Annotated in this window: 14 protein-coding genes, 3 pseudogenes and 1 riboswitch; of the genes and pseudogenes, 9 read left to right on the forward strand and 8 right to left on the reverse strand. The window is 69.2% G+C overall.

From position 1 onward, the window contains the following. A pseudogene (locus VS93_RS28025) lies at positions 1 to 166 on the reverse strand (trehalose-phosphatase); the annotation flags it as partial. A gap of 94 nt (positions 167 to 260) precedes the next feature. Continuing rightward, entirely contained in the window at positions 261 to 584 is a 324-nt protein-coding gene (locus VS93_RS11165; protein WP_082126811.1) for a DUF3263 domain-containing protein, read from the reverse strand. 73 nt (positions 585 to 657) lie between these two features. Here VS93_RS11165 and VS93_RS11170 point away from each other — a divergent pair, with 73 nt between their 5' ends. The 3 genes from VS93_RS11170 to VS93_RS11180 all read left to right on the forward strand — a co-directional run bounded on the left by VS93_RS11170 (position 658) and on the right by VS93_RS11180 (position 3,569). After that, the gene (locus VS93_RS11170; RefSeq protein ID WP_046469895.1) at positions 658 to 1,515 is read left to right on the forward strand and encodes an SAM hydrolase/SAM-dependent halogenase family protein; all 858 of its coding nucleotides are present in this window, start codon (positions 658 to 660) and stop codon (positions 1,513 to 1,515) included. 169 nt (positions 1,516 to 1,684) lie between these two features. After that, positions 1,685 to 2,827 (forward strand): S8 family serine peptidase, encoded by a 1,143-nt coding sequence (locus tag VS93_RS11175; RefSeq protein ID WP_052745687.1) that lies wholly within the window; start codon positions 1,685 to 1,687, stop codon positions 2,825 to 2,827. 169 nt (positions 2,828 to 2,996) lie between these two features. After that, positions 2,997 to 3,569 (forward strand): GrpB family protein, encoded by a 573-nt coding sequence (locus VS93_RS11180; RefSeq protein ID WP_052745688.1) that lies wholly within the window; start codon positions 2,997 to 2,999, stop codon positions 3,567 to 3,569. Between the two features lie 30 nt (positions 3,570 to 3,599). On the opposite strand, the pseudogene VS93_RS11185 reads toward VS93_RS11180, so the two are convergent. Then, positions 3,600 to 5,038: pseudogene (locus VS93_RS11185) on the reverse strand (alpha,alpha-trehalose-phosphate synthase (UDP-forming)). 365 nt (positions 5,039 to 5,403) lie between these two features. After that, positions 5,404 to 5,546, forward strand: a riboswitch (SAM riboswitch). A 12-nt stretch (positions 5,547 to 5,558) separates the two neighbouring features. Here VS93_RS11185 and thrC point away from each other — a divergent pair. The 3 genes and pseudogenes from thrC (at position 5,559) to groL (ending at position 9,133) form a co-directional block, all read left to right on the forward strand. Continuing rightward, positions 5,559 to 6,824: a threonine synthase gene (gene thrC, locus VS93_RS11190; protein WP_046469898.1), complete on the forward strand. Its 1,266-nt coding sequence runs from the start codon at positions 5,559 to 5,561 to the stop codon at positions 6,822 to 6,824. A 66-nt stretch (positions 6,825 to 6,890) separates the two neighbouring features. After that, positions 6,891 to 7,165, forward strand: a pseudogene (locus VS93_RS11195) (ubiquitin-like small modifier protein 1). Positions 7,166 to 7,501: 336 nt separating this feature from the next. Next, positions 7,502 to 9,133, forward strand: coding sequence for a chaperonin GroEL (gene groL / locus VS93_RS11200; protein WP_046469899.1), 1,632 nt, complete (start codon positions 7,502 to 7,504; stop codon positions 9,131 to 9,133). A 141-nt stretch (positions 9,134 to 9,274) separates the two neighbouring features. Here groL and VS93_RS11205 read toward each other — a convergent pair whose 3' ends face one another. After that, positions 9,275 to 9,847 (reverse strand): dihydrofolate reductase family protein, encoded by a 573-nt coding sequence (locus VS93_RS11205; RefSeq protein ID WP_046469900.1) that lies wholly within the window; start codon positions 9,845 to 9,847, stop codon positions 9,275 to 9,277. 105 nt (positions 9,848 to 9,952) lie between these two features. Between VS93_RS11205 and VS93_RS11210 the strand changes: the two genes are divergently transcribed. Next, positions 9,953 to 10,531, forward strand: coding sequence for a TetR/AcrR family transcriptional regulator (locus VS93_RS11210; RefSeq protein WP_046469901.1), 579 nt, complete (start codon positions 9,953 to 9,955; stop codon positions 10,529 to 10,531). A gap of 51 nt (positions 10,532 to 10,582) precedes the next feature. On the opposite strand, the gene VS93_RS11215 is transcribed toward VS93_RS11210, so the two are convergent. Next, the gene (locus VS93_RS11215) at positions 10,583 to 11,572 is read right to left on the reverse strand and encodes a R2-like ligand-binding oxidase (protein ID WP_046469902.1); all 990 of its coding nucleotides are present in this window, start codon (positions 11,570 to 11,572) and stop codon (positions 10,583 to 10,585) included. A gap of 283 nt (positions 11,573 to 11,855) precedes the next feature. Here VS93_RS11215 and VS93_RS11220 point away from each other — a divergent pair, with 283 nt between their 5' ends. Together VS93_RS11220 and VS93_RS11225 are read left to right on the forward strand one after the other, a co-directional pair. Then, on the forward strand, positions 11,856 to 12,092 hold the full coding sequence (locus VS93_RS11220; protein ID WP_046469946.1) for a hypothetical protein: 237 nt from the start codon (positions 11,856 to 11,858) through the stop codon (positions 12,090 to 12,092). An 86-nt stretch (positions 12,093 to 12,178) separates the two neighbouring features. Continuing rightward, complete coding sequence (locus VS93_RS11225) at positions 12,179 to 12,595, forward strand: TIGR03667 family PPOX class F420-dependent oxidoreductase (RefSeq protein WP_046469903.1); 417 nt, start codon at positions 12,179 to 12,181, stop codon at positions 12,593 to 12,595. Here the strand turns inward: VS93_RS11225 and VS93_RS11230 are convergent. The 3 genes from VS93_RS11230 to VS93_RS11240 all read right to left on the reverse strand — a co-directional run bounded on the left by VS93_RS11230 (position 12,592) and on the right by VS93_RS11240 (position 15,428). After that, positions 12,592 to 14,244 carry a DNA repair helicase XPB gene (locus VS93_RS11230; RefSeq protein WP_046469904.1) on the reverse strand — a complete coding sequence of 551 codons (1,653 nt, stop codon included), beginning with the start codon at positions 14,242 to 14,244 and terminating at the stop codon, positions 12,592 to 12,594. The two genes, VS93_RS11225 and VS93_RS11230, sit on opposite strands and share 4 nt — an antisense overlap. Positions 14,245 to 14,376: 132 nt before the next feature. Further along, entirely contained in the window at positions 14,377 to 14,886 is a 510-nt protein-coding gene (locus VS93_RS31505; RefSeq protein WP_236700484.1) for a hypothetical protein, read from the reverse strand. Between the two features lie 143 nt (positions 14,887 to 15,029). Next, the gene (locus VS93_RS11240; protein ID WP_046469905.1) at positions 15,030 to 15,428 is read right to left on the reverse strand and encodes a hypothetical protein; all 399 of its coding nucleotides are present in this window, start codon (positions 15,426 to 15,428) and stop codon (positions 15,030 to 15,032) included. Positions 15,429 to 15,767: the final 339 nt, after the last annotated feature.

Here is a 15,767-nt window from a genome sequence, read left to right on the forward strand (position 1 = left end):
TCAGCTCCGGAACGACGCGGGGGTGCGCCCGGGCGTCTCGGGGATCGGGGACGATCGGCGCCAGCGTGCCGTCGAAGTCGAAGGCCAGCACCGCTCCGGAAGGGGCACTGAGCAGGAGGTCCAGTGCGGCTGAGCCGGCAGTGGTCCGAGGGCGGGGCAGAGTCATGGGTCGCGCCGGAGAAGGTAGGAAGTGTCGGAGAAAGACCATGATGCCGGACGGCATCGGGCTGCCGTGGGACGGATTCCTCCCTACGGCGCCGTTACAGTTGGATACCAAGCATACGCGCAGTGCGCCTGCGCCGGCGGTTGGCGCGCAGCCTGCGGAGTCGTTTCACGGTCATCGGGTCGTAGGCGAGGGCTTCGGGGCGGTCGACGAGACCGTTGAGAAGTTGGTAGTAGCGCGTGGGCGAGAAACCGAACTCCTCGCGTATGGCCTGCTCCTTGGAGCCCTCCAGCTTCCACCACTGGCGTTCGAAGGCGAGAATGCGCTGGTCGCGGTCTGCTAGGTCGGGCTCCTCGGTGGATGCCGCAGCACGCCCTGAGGAATCGGACGGTTCTCGGTCATATGGGCCGGCATCTGACATTGGGCGCCTCCTCGTCCGGATTGGCGCGACTTATGGTAGCGACTCATGACCTTCGCTGAGGAGATGAATCCTGTTGAGTTCCCCTGCGGGTTACAGTTGCCTGTCCTTCCTCACCGACTACGGGCGCGAAGACGGCTTCGTGGCCGTTTGCCACGGTCAGATGCTTGTGCACGCTCCCGCCGCGCGCGTCGTGGACATAACGCACGAGGTGCCGCCGGGGGACGTCCGGCGTGGGGCGACGGTCCTCGCCGAGACCGTCCCCGAGCTGCCGCCGGGGGTCCATGTGGCGGTCGTCGACCCCGGCGTGGGGACCGAGCGGCGCAGCGTCGTGGTGTTGGCGGGCGGGCATGCCCTCGTCGGCCCGGACAATGGGCTCCTGGTATGGGCGGCCGGGGCCCTTGGCGGGATCGATGCCTGCTACGAGATCGACAACACCAGCCTGTGGCGACACCCGGTGTCGGCGACCTTCCACGGCCGGGACATCTACGCGCCGGTCGGCGCCCGGATCGCCGCGGGACTGGAGCCGTCGCGGGCGGGAACCGAGTTCCCGGCGTCTGCCCTGGTCCGGCTGCCGGAGCCCCGCCGGGAGGTCACCGGCGGGACTGCCCGGGGCGAGGTGCGCGCGATCGACCGCTTCGGCAACTGCCAACTGACCGTGCTGCGGGAGGACCTGGTACGCGCGGGCGGCGGGAGTGCTGAACCCGCCGGTTCCTTCCGGGTGCGTACCCCCGGCGGGCGGTGGACGGTCCCGTTCGGCACCACCTTCGGTTCGGTCGGCCCCGGCGAGCCGGTGGTCCTGGTGGACTCCGCGGGCTACATCGCGGTCGCCGAGAATAGCGGGGACGCCGCCCGTCGCTTCGGTCTCTCCGTCGGCGCGGCCGTGGACCTTGAACCTGTGACCAGGGAGAGTCGCTCCGATACGGTCGGTTAGACCGGTGCTCGTCCCTCGGCGCCGGCCGCAGGCGCGTCCGTGGCAGAATGATCAGCGCCCGCACGCCTGGTCAGGGCCGCATCCAGCTCTCCCGACCGCTTATGGAGGAACCACCGCCATGCCCACGAGTACCGCCGGTGTCCTCGCGCCTGGAATGTGTGGAGCGCTCGTGGCGGTGCATCTCGCGGCCGCGGCACCGGCCGCGGCCGGCGGCCAGCAGGATCTCCGCTACGACCAGCAGGGGCTGCAGACCGTCGGCGCCGCCGAGGCGTGGGAGCGGAACAGGGGCAGTGGGATCGCGGTCGCGGTGCTCGATACCGGGGTGGACGACTCCCATCCCGACCTCGAAGGCGGGGTGGCCATCGGCGACGATTTCACCGGTCAGGAGCTCGGAACGGGGGACGGCGGCTACGGGGAGCACGGCACCGCACTGGCCGGGATCATCGCCGCCAGCGGGCACGGCCAGGAGCACTCGGGCGGTGTCCTGGGCGTGGCACCGGAGGCCGAGATCCTGTCGGTGCGGGTCGCCGCGGACGGAGGCGAGGACCCCGAGGTCTCCGAGGAGGCCCTGGAGCGCGGGATCCGATACGCCGTCTCCGAAGGAGCGCAGGTCATCATGCTGCCGGACAGTGACGCGGGCGAGGAGGAGCAGAAGGCGGTCGGCCACGCTGCCCGGAACGGCGTGGTGGTCGTCGCGCCGGTCGGATCCGGCCTCGCGGACCACGACCGGGTGCTCGCCGTCGGCGCGGTCGACAACGGCCTGGCCTCCCAGGAGGCCGCGGCCGGGAACGGTGGTGCCGCGTTGAGCGCTCCCGGGACAGAGGTGCCGGCGCCCGCTGCCGGTGGCGGCTACACCGAAGTGAACGGGGACGCGGCGGCGGCCGCGTTCGTGGCCGGGGCGGCCGCGATGCTCCGCGCCGAACATCCGCAGCTGCTCCCGGGTCAGATCACCGAGGCGCTGGTCGAGGGTGCCCAGCCCGCCGCGGGCGAGGACGGCATCGGTGTGCTGCACGTCCCGGGCGCGATGGCCGCCGCCGGGGAAACGGCGGAGGACGTGCCCCTCTACAACGAGGATCTCGTGGCGGATGAGGACGAAGACCCGCTGGTACCGATGTGGGCCTGGGGAGTCGGCGGTGCCGTCCTGCTGATCGTCCTGATCGCTGTAGGGGCCGTCCGGATGAACCGCTCGCTGAGCAACCCCTACGACCTGCCGCGGCGAGACGACGCTGCGCAGCCCGCGGAACCGGCGGAGGCCGATGCGGGGCGGACCGGCGGGCGCGGACGCCGCCGCGGCCGGCGCCGGGCGCGCTGACCAGGTACAGCTACGCGCTGCGGGCAACTGGTCTGGTCCGCGCGGCTTCCCGGGTAACCGTTGAACGCCTTATACCCTGGCGGTACCGGTGACTCCGAGAGTGACCGGTATGGTCCAATGGGATTCCAGGGGTTGACGTCGGGCCTGTTCGGGAACAGGCTGTGGAGGCATGTCCCCCAACAACGGTCCCTCCCCATTGCCGTCCCGTGCCGGCGGGCGCTCCGAGCCGGCCGGTGATGAGCACTCCGGCGGCTGGGTACACCTGGTCGACTACGACCCGAAATGGCCCTACCTGTTCCAACGCGAAGCCGAGCGCATCCGCGAGTTCCTGGGCGGGAAGGCGCTGCGCGTCGAGCACGTCGGATCCACGGCGGTTCCGGGGCTGGTGGCCAAACCCTGTGTGGACGTGTTGCTCGTCGTGGCCGACGCCGCGAACGAGGACGCCTACCTGCCCAGCCTGGAGCAGGCGGGCTACACGCTGCACATCCGGGAGCCCGGCTGGCATGAGCACCGGGTGTTCAAGGGGCCGGATGTCAACATGAACCTGCACGTTTTCAGTGACGGTTCCGTCGAGGTGGACCGGATGCTGCGCTTCCGCGACCGGTTACGTGCGGACAGCGACGACCGCGGGCTCTACGCACAGGCCAAGCGCGCGCTTGTTGAGAAGAAGTGGGAGCGGGTGCAGGATTACACGGACGCCAAGTCCGGAATCGTCGAGGAGATCATCGCCCGGACGGGGTGAGGCCTCCTCGACGAAACGGACGGGAGAGACTTACTGCAGCGCGCGCAACTGCTCGTTGAACCAGCGCTGCGGCGACATCGCGGACGCGGACTCGACGAGGCGATCGCAGCGGGCACGCCGCTTCTCCGCGGACATGGACAGGCCCGTATGCAGCGCCTCCGCGGTCTCGGTGATGTCGTAGGGATTCACCAGCAGCGCGTCGCGCCCCAGATCGTCGGCGGCCCCCGCTTCGGTCGACAGCACCAGCGCGCAGCCGTTGTGCGACAGCACCGGTCCTTCCTTCGCGACCAGGTTCATACCGTCGCGGATCGGGTTCACCAGCAGCACATCGGCCAGCTGGTAGGCGGCCAGGGAGCGCGGGTAGTCGTCGTTCACCTCGAGGACCAGAGGGGTCCAGTCGGGCGTGCCGAATTCCTCGTTGATCTCCTCGGCGGTGCGCCGCACGGAGTCGGTGTATTCGCGGTACTCCGGCACATCGCCCCGGCTCGGGTAGCGAACGCCAGGTGGGTGACGCGGCCCCGCCATTCCGGCCGCGTGGCCAGCATCTCGCGGTAGGCGTCCAGCCCCCGCACGATGTTCTTGGACAGCTCGGTGCGGTCCACGCGCACGATGAGCCTCGTGTCGCCGACACGCTCACGCAGCTTCGCCCGGCGCTCGGCGACGTCCTCGGCCGCCGCGCGCTCGCGCAGCGCCTCGCCGTCGGCGCCCAGACCGTGCACGCCGACCTTGACGATGCGGCCTCCGTACTCGATGGTGCGCTTATCCCGGTCGATCTTCGCGCGCAGGAACGTCTCGCAGCACCCGACGAAGGCGTCGGCCCACCGCCGGCTGAGGAACCCGAGGTGATCGGCGCCCAGCATGCCTTCGAGCAGCTCGCGCCTGATGTCGTTCGGGAGCATCCGGAAGTACTCCGGCGGTGCCCACGGTGTGTGCTGGAAGTGCGCGATCCGCAGGTCGGGGCGGCGGCCGCGCACCATGCGGGGGACGAGGGCGAGGTGGTAGTCCTGTACGGCGACACGCGCGTTGTCATCGGCCCCTGTGATCAGGGCTTCGCAGAAGGCCGCGTTGTAGTTGCGGTAGTCCTCCCACTCGGCGCGGAAGGCGGCGTCGAACCCGGGCTTGTTCGGGGTGTCGTAGAGGAGGTGGTGGACGAACCACAGTGTGGAGTTGGCCACCCGGGTGTAGGCGTTGCTGAACGTGTCGGGCGGTATGTCGAGCATGCGCACCCGCATGCTGTCCAGGTCGAATCCGGCCAGATCGAGCCGACCCTCAGGGGCCGAGGCCGCGGCCTTGCGATCGGCTTCGGAGAGCGCCGCGCACACCCACAGGGTGTCCGTCTCCGCCGCGACCGAGCTCAGCCCGGACACCAGCCCGCCGCCTCCGCGCCGATGTGTGAGCGAGCCGCCGTCACTGATCGAAAAGGACACCGGTCCCCTGTTGGAAGCGACGAGGATCTGCGCCTTGTCCACCTGATCGTCCACCTCTCGCACGGATTCGGGATGAACCGCTCGTCAACCCCGGGCTACTGCCAACCTACGCCTCCACCTCCGCAACGGATTCGGCGACGGAGGTGTATTAGGTCTCGCCCTTCTCGGCCCACCACAAACCCGCCCTTTCGCGCCGGCCCTTTGCCCCCGGCCGGCTTTTCCGCCATATGCGTCCCCAGCCCTGCTCCGGTGCCGCGGGCCGGGCCCGGCGACCCTGCGGCGAGCGGCGCCTGTCTCACGGGCTGAGAAGCTCCCTTGCAGGTAGGCCTACCCCCGATGGAAAACCGGACACGCTGTCGGTTAAAGTGACCAACGGATCTTCACTGGAGTCGAACACAACCGCATATTGCTCATCCAGAGGGGTGGAGGGACCGGCCCTGCGAAGCCCCGGCAACCATCTCGGCATGCGTTTCTCGCGGCACCTGCGAGGCGGCCGAGGCAGGTGCCAACTCCGGCCTGGAGTCAGATCGGCTCTGAGGGAAGATGAGGGGAGACGCCTCGCATGGTGATGACCGCCACCGAATCCGGGACGAGTGCCAGCCGTTCTTTCGGACCCGCTGTAGCCCTGTCCTGCCGGGAGTGCGGAGAGCGCTACGATCTGGGCCCGCGCTTCGCGTGTGACTTCTGTTTCGGCCCGCTTGAGATCGCCTATGAGTTCGGCGAGGTCAGCCGCGAGTCCATCGGCCGCGGCCCGAACAACATCTGGCGCTACGCCGGGCTGCTGCCGGTTCCGGACAGCGTCGCGGAACTGCCGAACATGAACCCCGGCCTGACCCCGCTGGTCCGGGCCGACCGGCTCGCCGCCGAAGTGGGCCTGCGGTCCCTGCACATCAAGGACGACTCCGCCAACCCCACCCACTCGTTCAAGGACCGCGTGGTCGCCATGGCGGTCGAGGCCGCGCGCACGTTCGGGTTCACCACCCTGTCCTGCTCCTCGACCGGCAACCTCGCCGGGGCCGTGGGCGCCGCCGCGGCCCGTGCGGGCTTCCGCTCCTGCGTGTTCATTCCGGCCGGGCTGGAAGAGGGCAAGGTCGTGATGGCCGCGGTCTACGGCGGGCGCCTCGTGGCGATCGACGGCAACTACGACGACGTCAACCGCTTCTGCTCCGAACTCATCGGCGACCCCGCCGGTGAGGACTGGGGCTTCGTCAACGTCAACCTCCGCCCCTACTACGCGGAGGGATCCAAGACCCTGGCCTACGAGATCGCCGAGCAGCTCGGCTGGCGGCTGCCCGAGCAGATCATCGTCCCGATCGCGTCGGGGTCGCAGCTCACCAAGGTCGACAAGGGGTTCCGCGACCTCATCAAGGTGGGCCTGGTCGAGGACCGGCCCTACAAGATCTTCGGCGCGCAGGCCACGGGGTGCTCCCCGGTCGCGCAGGCCTGGGAGAACGGCCACGAGGTCGTACAGCCGGTCAAGCCCGACACCATCGCCAAGTCCCTGGCGATCGGCAACCCCGCCGACGGCCCGTACGTGTTGGACGTCTGCAACCGCACCGGCGGCTCCGTGGCGCACGTCAGCGACGCCGAGATCGTCGACTCCATCAAGCTCCTGGCACGGACCGAGGGGATCTTCGCCGAGACCGCGGGAGGCGTCACGACCGGCGTGCTGCGCAAGCTGGTCGCCGAGGGGACGCTCGATCCCCAGGCCGAGACCGTTGTCCTGAACACGGGCGACGGCCTCAAGACGCTCAACGCGGTGGACGCCGGTGTCACCGCGACCATCAAGCCGTCCCTCGACGCGTTCAAGGACGCCGGGCTGCTCTGAGCAGCTGCCGCAGGGGGATCTTCGCCCACTTCGCCGATTCCGACCGAGCAAGGAGTACCCACCGCCATGAGCGTCAGCGTCCGCGTTCCGACGATCCTGCGCACCTACACCAAGGACGCGGCCGAGGTCACCGCCGAGGGCGACACCCTCAAGGCGGTCCTGGCCGATCTGGAGGCCAACTACCCGGGCATCCAGGCCCGGATCCTCGACGACTCCGGCAAGGTCCGCCGTTTCGTCAACGTGTATGTGGGCGACGAGGACGTGCGGTTCACCGAGGGGTTGGACACGGCTGTCGCTGATGGCAGCCAGATCTCGATCATCCTGCTGTCGCCGGTGGGTGAACGCGGTCCCACCGTTGCCGTCCTGGCAGCATCGCGGAACCCGCGCTCGCCGGCTGCTCCGGTGCGCGCGGGTTCCGTGTGTTCGGCCACGGTGACCTGCGGGTGACCGGGTTCGTGAGCACGGGTGAAAACGCGGTCAAGGTGTTTGCACTCCCTTGGGGAGAGTGCTAAAAAAGGAGCGTTAGCACTCTGAGTTGATGAGTGCTAATTCCGGGATCGAGACGATGAGGCCGCGGCCGCCGGCAGACGGGTTGCCGACCAGGGCCGCGGTCGTCCGTCGCGGGCGTCGCCTCGTTCCTTCGCGTATCAGCCCGGTCACGGGAGGACAAGAAGTCTATGGCAGCCAAACTGATCGCGTTCGACGAGGAAGCCCGGCGCGGCCTCGAACGCGGCATGAACACGCTTGCTGACGCCGTCAAGGTTACTCTGGGCCCCAAGGGGCGCAACGTTGTCCTTGAGAAGAAGTGGGGCGCTCCGACCATCACCAACGATGGTGTCTCCATCGCCAAGGAGATCGAGCTCGAGGACCCGTGGGAGAAGATCGGTGCCGAGCTCGTCAAGGAGGTCGCGAAGAAGACCGACGACGTCGCCGGTGACGGTACCACTACGGCCACGGTGCTGGCCCAGGCGATGGTACGCGAGGGCCTGCGCAACGTCGCCGCCGGCGCCAACCCCGTTGGCCTGAAGCGCGGTATCGAGGCCGCCGTCGCCCGCATCAGCGAGGAGCTGGCGAACCTCTCCAAGGACGTGGAGACGAAGGAGCAGATCGCCTCCACCGCCTCCATCTCCGCCGGCGACACCCAGATCGGCGACACCATCGCCGAGGCGATGGACAAGGTCGGCAAGGAAGGCGTCATCACGGTCGAGGAGGGCCAGACCTTCGGTCTGGAGCTCGAACTGGCCGAGGGCATGCGCTTCGACAAGGGCTACATCTCGCCCTACTTCGCCACCGACCTGGAGCGCATGGAGACGGTCCTCGAGGACCCCTACATCCTCATCGTCAACTCCAAGATCTCCAACAACAACGAGTTCCTGCCCGTCGTCGAGAAGGTCCTGCAGGCGGGCAAGCCGCTGATGGTCATCGCCGAGGACGTCGAGGGCGGCGCGCTGCAGACGCTCGTCGTCAACAAGATCCGCGGCACCTTCAAGTCCGTCGCCGTCAAGGCCCCGGGCTTCGGCGACCGCCGCAAGGCTCAGCTCGCCGACATCGCCGTGCTCACCGGCGGCCAGGTCGTCACCGAAGAGGTCGGCCTCAAGCTGGAGAACACCGAGCTCGACATGCTGGGCCGTGCCCGCAAGGTCGTCGTCACCAAGGACGAGACCACGATCGTCGACGGCGGCGGTGACGCCACCGCGATCTCCGGCCGGGTCAACGAGATCCGCAACGAGATCGAGCGCACCGACTCCGACTACGACCGCGAGAAGCTGCAGGAGCGCCTGGCCCGCCTGGCCGGCGGCGTCGCGGTCATCAAGGCCGGTGCCGCCACCGAGGTGGAGCTCAAGGAGCGCAAGCACCGTATCGAGGACGCCGTCCGCAACGCCAAGGCTGCCGTCGAGGAGGGCATCCTGCCCGGTGGTGGTGTGGCGCTGCTCCAGGCCGCCGTCCCGGCCTTCGCGAAGCTGGAGACCGAGGGCGACGAGACCATCGGTGCCGAAATCGTGCGCCGCGCCGTCGAGGAGCCGCTGAAGCAGATCGCGATCAACTCCGGTCTTGAGGGCGGTGTTGTCGCGGAGAAGGTGCGCAACCTCGACGCCGGCGTCGGGCTGAACGCCGCCACGGGCGAGTACACCGACCTGTTCAAGGACGGCGTCATCGACCCGACCAAGGTCACCCGTTCCGCCCTGCAGAACGCGGCCTCCATCGCCGGTCTGTTCCTGACCACCGAGGCCGTCATCGCAGAGAAGCCGGAGAAGTCCTCCCAGGGCGCCGCTGACCCGAGCGGCGGCATGGGCGGAATGGACTTCTAGAGGTCCTTCGCTGGGTCTTCGCGGTCCTGGATACGCGTCCCGAAACCTGCGACGACAAGGGCGGTTCCCTGCGGGGGCCGCCCTTGCTCGTCTCCGGGCCCTTGCTCTCCGGTTTCCGCGCCGAGGCGGCGGCCTCACGGATCAGGCCCTCCGGTAGAGGGTGAAATCGGCCCCGCTGTTGAAGCCGCGGGTGTGCACCCGTTTGAGCGGTGCGGGGGCGAACTCCCCGGCGAATACGGGGAGCCCCGCGCCCGCGACGACCGGGTAGCGCTTCACGAGCATCTCGTCGATCTCCGGCAGCAGGGCCCCGGCCAGGTGTGCGCCGCCGATCAGGCAGATTCCCAGGTCGCCCTCCTCCCGTTTGAGCGAGCGGACCAGCTCCCGCGGATCGTCGCGGACGATCCGCACCGCGGGGTCGGGGCTGTGCTCGATGGTCCGCGAGGGCACGTACTGCCGCATGTGGGCGTAAGGGCTGGTGATCCCCTCGTCCAAGGCGATCTGGTAGGAGATGCGCCCTTGCAGCAGGGTGTCGAAGTGCCGGTTCGCCGCGGTGATGCCGAACGTCCCGCGAACGTGGGTGGGCACGGTCTCCGGATACTCCCTTGCGGCGTACTTGGTGACGTCCGGGGCGAGCGGGAAGAAGTCGAACGACCCGTCCGGCCCGCAGATGAACCCGTCAGCGGTCTGGGCGACGAAGTAGGTCAGTTTTCGCACGGGGCCTCCCCAGAAGGGAATCGCGGGCAGATGACAACTACAATTGAAGTACTTCAGTTATAGTACTTCGACTGTAGTGATTGTCCAGAGGTTTCCGGAGGGGCCATGGCAAGGAATCCGGAGCGGCGGACCGCCCTCCTCGAGGCGGCGATCGGGGCGCTCGCGGAGGAGGGGGCGCGCGGGCTCACCTTCCGCGTGGTCGACGTCCGCGCGGGTGTGCCCGTCGGCACCGCCTCCAACTACTTCTCCAGCCGCGACGACCTGCTGACCCGGGTGGGCGGGCACCTCTACGTGCGCTTCGCGCCCGAGTCCGCGGAGGTCGCCGAGGCGGTGGAAGGCGAGCGCAGCCGGGAGCGGGTCGCCGAACTGATGCGGTGGATGGTGCGGCGCCTCTCCGAGCGCCGGAACGTCTACCTCGCGCTGATGGAGCTGCGGCTGGAGGCCACCCGCCGGCCCGCGCTGCAGGAGACGCTCACCCGGCGGGTCCGTGCTGACCTTGAGGCCAACATGCGGTTCCACGAGGACACGGGGATGCCCGGGGGCCGTTCCGCGGTGCTGATGCTCTACCTGGCCCTGACCGGCCTGCTGGTCGAGCACCTGACCCTTCCCGGTGTGCTTGAGGAGGAAGGGCCGCTGGAGTCGCTGATCGACACCGTGGTCGAGCGGATCGTCCCGGAGCGTTAGCGGCGGGACCTCGGAGGGGTCTCCTCGGCCCCGCGGTGTCCGGAGCGCGGATCAGCCCAGCGAGGCCATCTTGGCGCTGTCCTCGGCACCGAACCGCTCCTCCAGTTCCTCCGGTGCGGCGTCCACGTCGACCTGGGAGAGCGGAGCGCCGCGCGCCGTCTCGATGGCGCCCAGGCGGCGCAGCGCTCGGTCGTTCGCGTACTCCAGGAGCTCGCCGGGCGGAAGCAGGTACCGCTCCTCCACCTGGGAGTTCATCTCCTCGCCGAACCGGACCGTGGCCTGCACGTGCGGCAGCAGCTCCTCCAGGCGTTCGGAGATCACCCGCCAGTTGTCGTCGTCGGCGGCCACGTGCCGGCGGCAGGTGAAGGTGCCCCATGCCATGTGGCGCCGCTCGTCGTCGCCGATGCGTTTGACGACCTCTCGCATCCCGGGGAAGATCCCGCGCGCCGTACAGATGTGGTTCCAGGCGTAGTACCCGGTGAGCGCGAGGGAGCCTTCGATGATGTGGTTGTAGGTCACCGACGCGCGGACCTGGTTGCGCGGGCTGGGGTCGGCGTCGAGCGCCTTCAGCGAAGCGGGCAGCTCCTCGTAGAACAGAGCGCGGTACCCCGGGTTGTTGTCCACATAGGGGTGCAGGTCCTCGGTGATGCCCAGGGCGTCCAGCCACATCCGGAAGACCTGGACGTGCTTGGCCTCCTCGAACGCGAACTGGGTGAGGTACATCTCATCGCCGATGCGCCCCTCGGCGGCCATGGCGCGGACGAACGGCTGGATGTCCTCGGTGACGGCCTCCTCTCCCGCCACGAACTGGGCGCACAACCGCAGGACGCGTTCCCGGGCCTCATCGGGGAGCTCCTTCCAGTCCTGGGCGTCCTGGCTCATGTCGATGTCGCTGGGATCCCAGAACTTGGCATTGCCTTTGCTGAAGAGCCGCAGAGGGAAGGAATCCCAGTTCAGGCCGCCTGGGCGTAGCGAGTGGAAACCCTGGCGATGCTGTTGGGGGGCGGTGTCGCCGGGGGCGTGCAGAGGGTGCTCGGCCATCGGGTACCTCCGTGCTATCCGGTTTCCCCCAATGATTCGCCGTATGTTACTCGGCTGTAAAGGAGATGGGGGGATGATTGTTGGCGTCGGACGCGGGAGCCGGAACGGGCGTTCCCCGGGGGTCGCGAGGCGGTACCTTCGTGGAGTGGCGTCCCCGCGAGGTCGAGACCGGGCCCGGCTCCCGGTGCCCGCCGGACCGGCGATCGCGCTGGCCGGCGCCGCTCTGGCGGGGGTCGGCTACCTGTCCCTCATGGTCGATCTGCTCGGAGTCCCGGGAGGAAACGTGTTCTGTGGCGATGCGACCAGTCCCGGTTACTCGGACTGCGCCGCCCAGATGGGGCTCTTCGCGATCGCGTCGCTCATCCCCGCGATGCTCGCCCTGATCCTTATGGCCGCCGCGTTCGCCACCCCGGTGATCCGGCGGAACACGGAGCTGCGTGCCCAAACCCTGGGCTACGCCCTCGTCGCGTGGGGGATCGCCGGATTCACCTACATCCTCGGCGGCCTGCCGTCGCTCTAGAGGACCGGTGCGCCCGCACTGGACGCGCGGCTCTCCGGCGCGGACAGTCGTGGACGCGTGCGCCCTCAGACGGCAGCATTGTGAGTGTGTCATTCGAACTCACGCCCGACCTGCGGGAGAAGCTCGACAGTGAGCGCATCGTCTGGCTGACCACGGTGTCGCCCATGGGGCAGCCGATGCCCCGGCCCGTGTGGTTCCTGTGGGACGGCGAGGCGCTCGTCGTCTACACCTCGCGCGAAACGGCGAAGCTGCGGCACATCGACGCCAACCCCCGGGTGACGGTCCACTTCAACGCCGACCGCGACGGCAGCGACGTCGTGGTGCTGATCGGACGCGCCGAGCGGGTCGCCGACCCGGTGCCCCCGTCGCGTTACCCCGGCTACCTGGACAAGTACAGCGACGGGCTTTCGACGATCGGCTACACGGTGGAAAAGCTCGACCTCATGCTGCCGGCGGCTCTGCGCGTCGTCCCGCACCGCTCCTGGAGTCCCCCGGAACCCTAGATCTCCTCTCCCGCGAGCACATCGCCGGCGTCGGCGATGCGGTAGGCGTACCCCTGCTCCGCCAGAAAGCGCTGGCGGTGCGCGGCGTACTCCTGGTCGAGGGTGTCGCGGGCGACCACCGCGTAGAAGCGGGCGGTCCGCGAGTCGGACTTTGGGCGCAGCAGCCGGCCCAGCCGCTGCGCCTCCTCCTGCCGGGAGCCGAACGACCCCGACACCTGGATCGCGACCCCGGCCTCGGGCAGGTCGACGGAGAAATTCGCGACCTTGGAGACGACCAGTGTGCGCAGCTCGCCGCTTCGGAACGCGCCGAACAGCCGCTCGCGCTCTCTGACCCGGGTCTCGCCCTTGAGGACCGGGGCGTCCAGCTCGGCGCCGAGCTCGTCCAGCTGGTCGATGTAGGAGCCGATGACCAGGACCTGCTCCTCTCCGTGGCGCTGCACGAGCTCCCGGACCACCGCCGTCTTGGCGCTGACCGAAGCGCAGAAGCGGTAGCGCTCCTCCGGTTCCGCCGTGGCGTAGGCCAGGCGCTCGGACTCGGTGAGGTCCACCCGGATCTCCACGCAGTCGGCCGGTGCGATCCACCCCTGGTGCTCCATCTCCTTCCACGGGGTGTCGTAGCGCTTCGGCCCGATCAGCGAGAACACGTCGCCCTCGCGGCCGTCCTCGCGCACCAGCGTCGCCGTCAGGCCCAGGCGGCGGCGTGCCTGCAGCCCGGCCGTCGTCCGGAAGACGGGGGCGGGCAGCAGGTGCACCTCGTCGTAGATGATCAGGCCCCAGTCACGCGCCTCGAACAGCTCCAGGTGGCTGTGCACACCCTTCCGGCGCGACGACATCACCTGGTAGGTCGCGATGGTGACCGGCCGGATCTCCTTGCGCGTACCGGAGTACTCGCCGATCTCCTCCTCGGTGAGTGTGGTACGGCGCAGCAGCTCATCGCGCCACTGGTGCACCGAGACGGTGTTGCTGACCAGGATCAGCGTGGTCGCCCGGGTCAGTGCCATCGCGGCCGCGCCGACGAGCGTCTTGCCCGCCCCGCACGGCAGCACCACGACGCCCGAACCGCCCGCATGGAAGCTGTCGGCCGCTTCGCGCTGGTAGCCCCGCAGCACCCAGCCGCCCTCGTCCAGGTCGATCCGGTGCGCCTCCCCGTCGACGTGGCCGGCCAGGTCCTCGGCCGGCCAGCCGAGTTTGAGCAGCGCCTGCTTGAGATTGCCGCGTTCGCTGGGATGCACCGCGACCGTGTCGTCCTCGACCCGTTCGCCCAGCATAGGCGCGACCTTCTTGGACCGGACGACCTCTTCCAGCACGGGCCGATCCAGGGCCTGCAGCACCAGGCCGTGGACCGGGTGCGCGAGCAGCCGCAGCCGACCGTAGCGGTCCATCGTCTCGGTGATGTCCACCAGCAGCGGGTGGGGGACCGGAAAACGGGAGTAGCCGATGAACGCGTCGACGACCTGCTCGGCGTCGTGCCCGGCGGCGCGGGCATTCCACAGTGCCAGCGGGGTCACCCGGTAGGTGTGCACGTGTTCGGGTGCCCGCTCCAGCTCGGCGAAGGGGGCGATCGCCCGGCGGCACTCGTCGGCCAGTTCGTGGTCGACTTCGAGGAGGAGGGTCTTGTCGGATTGAACGATGAGCGGTCCGTCGGCCACGGTTCTCCTTCCACCAGCCGGTTCAGGGGAGGTGGGATCGGCTGCGGAGGTGGGGCTGTGCTCGTGTCCGGAGACGGCCCGGGCACGCGGCATTCCAGGCTATAAGCTCCCTCCCGGTCCTCATGCGGCCGCTCAGATCACGGAGAGGATGGCCGCGATGGCCCCGATGATGAGGACGAACAGGCCGATGTAGACGATGGTGCAGGCCCAGGTGTAGCCGATGAAGCGCTCGACCTCCGGGGGGTCGTTGGTCTTGGTCAGCGCCATACTGCCGAAGACGATCCCCGGGATGTTCACCAGCAGCGCCAGCAGCGGGATCCCCAGGAACCAGAAGAGCAGGGGAAAGGCAAGAGTCAGCACCGCACCGATCAGCGCCGCGACGGCGCTGCCCACGCGGGCGGGCGGGCCGGACGGGGGACTTGACGGCGTACCGTAGATGTCAGGTCTCGAAGTTCCGGAGTACGCCGGATGCTGACCGGACCCGGCCCCGTAGAAGGGCTCGTACCCAGGGGGCTGGAAGCGGGGCCGCTGACCGTTCCCTCCCGGCGGCCGGCCCTCCGGCGCCCCGAGGCCGGGAGCCCCGTGTTCCGGAGGCGGCTGGCCGTACCAGTACCCCTGGGGTTCGGGCCACTGCTTCCTCATGGGGTCCGCCCTTCCGTAGCGTTCCTGCGGCCGACTGGCCGTGTCGGAGTCGAGGGGGAACCAGAACGGTCGACCTGACCGGCCTACCCTCTATTGTGACCCAGGCGTTACGGTACCGGCTCCGTTCTTGCGGCCTCCGAAGGCTAATAGGGGACCGGGGCCATGTCCTCGACCAGGGAGCCCGCCTGCGTGAGGAGCCAGAGGGAGAGGACGAACATCACCACGAACATGACTGCGGCGGTGCCCAGGCAGTACCACGAGTACCGGGTGAGTGTCTCGGCCTCGGTGTAAAGGCCGCGGTCGCGTTTGTGCGCGGCGCGCACGGCGAAGACCGCGCCGATGACCCCGAACAGCCAGTTGGCGCAGCACAGAAAAGTCAGGGCGTGCAGGATCAGCGCCATCGTGGAACTGCTGGCACCGCTGGGGACGCGCTCGCCCCCTTGGGCCCGGCCTTCGCGCTCCCGCTGCTCCCGGGGCTGCGGCCGGTCCGGGCGGCCGTCCCGGGGCGAGGACGCTCCGGGCGGCAGCGACTGGTTGCTCATGGCCTTCTCGCCGTTCCTCTCCGCGGATCCGTGACCGGGTACCCCCGCGTCGGCGGGCTCGGCCTGAGGGGGTACGTCGCCGACTCATGTCTACCGCGAAGCGGCGGCTGCTACACGGATTCCTCGGCGCAATCGAGGCGTGCCACGCCGGTGATGCGGTGTACGGCGAACCGCACGAGGGGCGTGCGTCACCTGGAACGGAACCCAGCATTCGCCGTCTGACCTGCATTTTCGCCGTTCAGCGGTTCTCACTGATTCTCGCTGTTTTTCGCTCGCATGTGCGCCCGATGTGCGCCGCACGGCGCACCGGTTAGTGCCTGCTAGCCGTTGTCCCCCGGG

It is taken from the genome of Allosalinactinospora lopnorensis, assembly GCF_000981225.1.
GTDB classification, from domain to species: domain Bacteria; phylum Actinomycetota; class Actinomycetes; order Streptosporangiales; family Streptosporangiaceae; genus Allosalinactinospora; species Allosalinactinospora lopnorensis.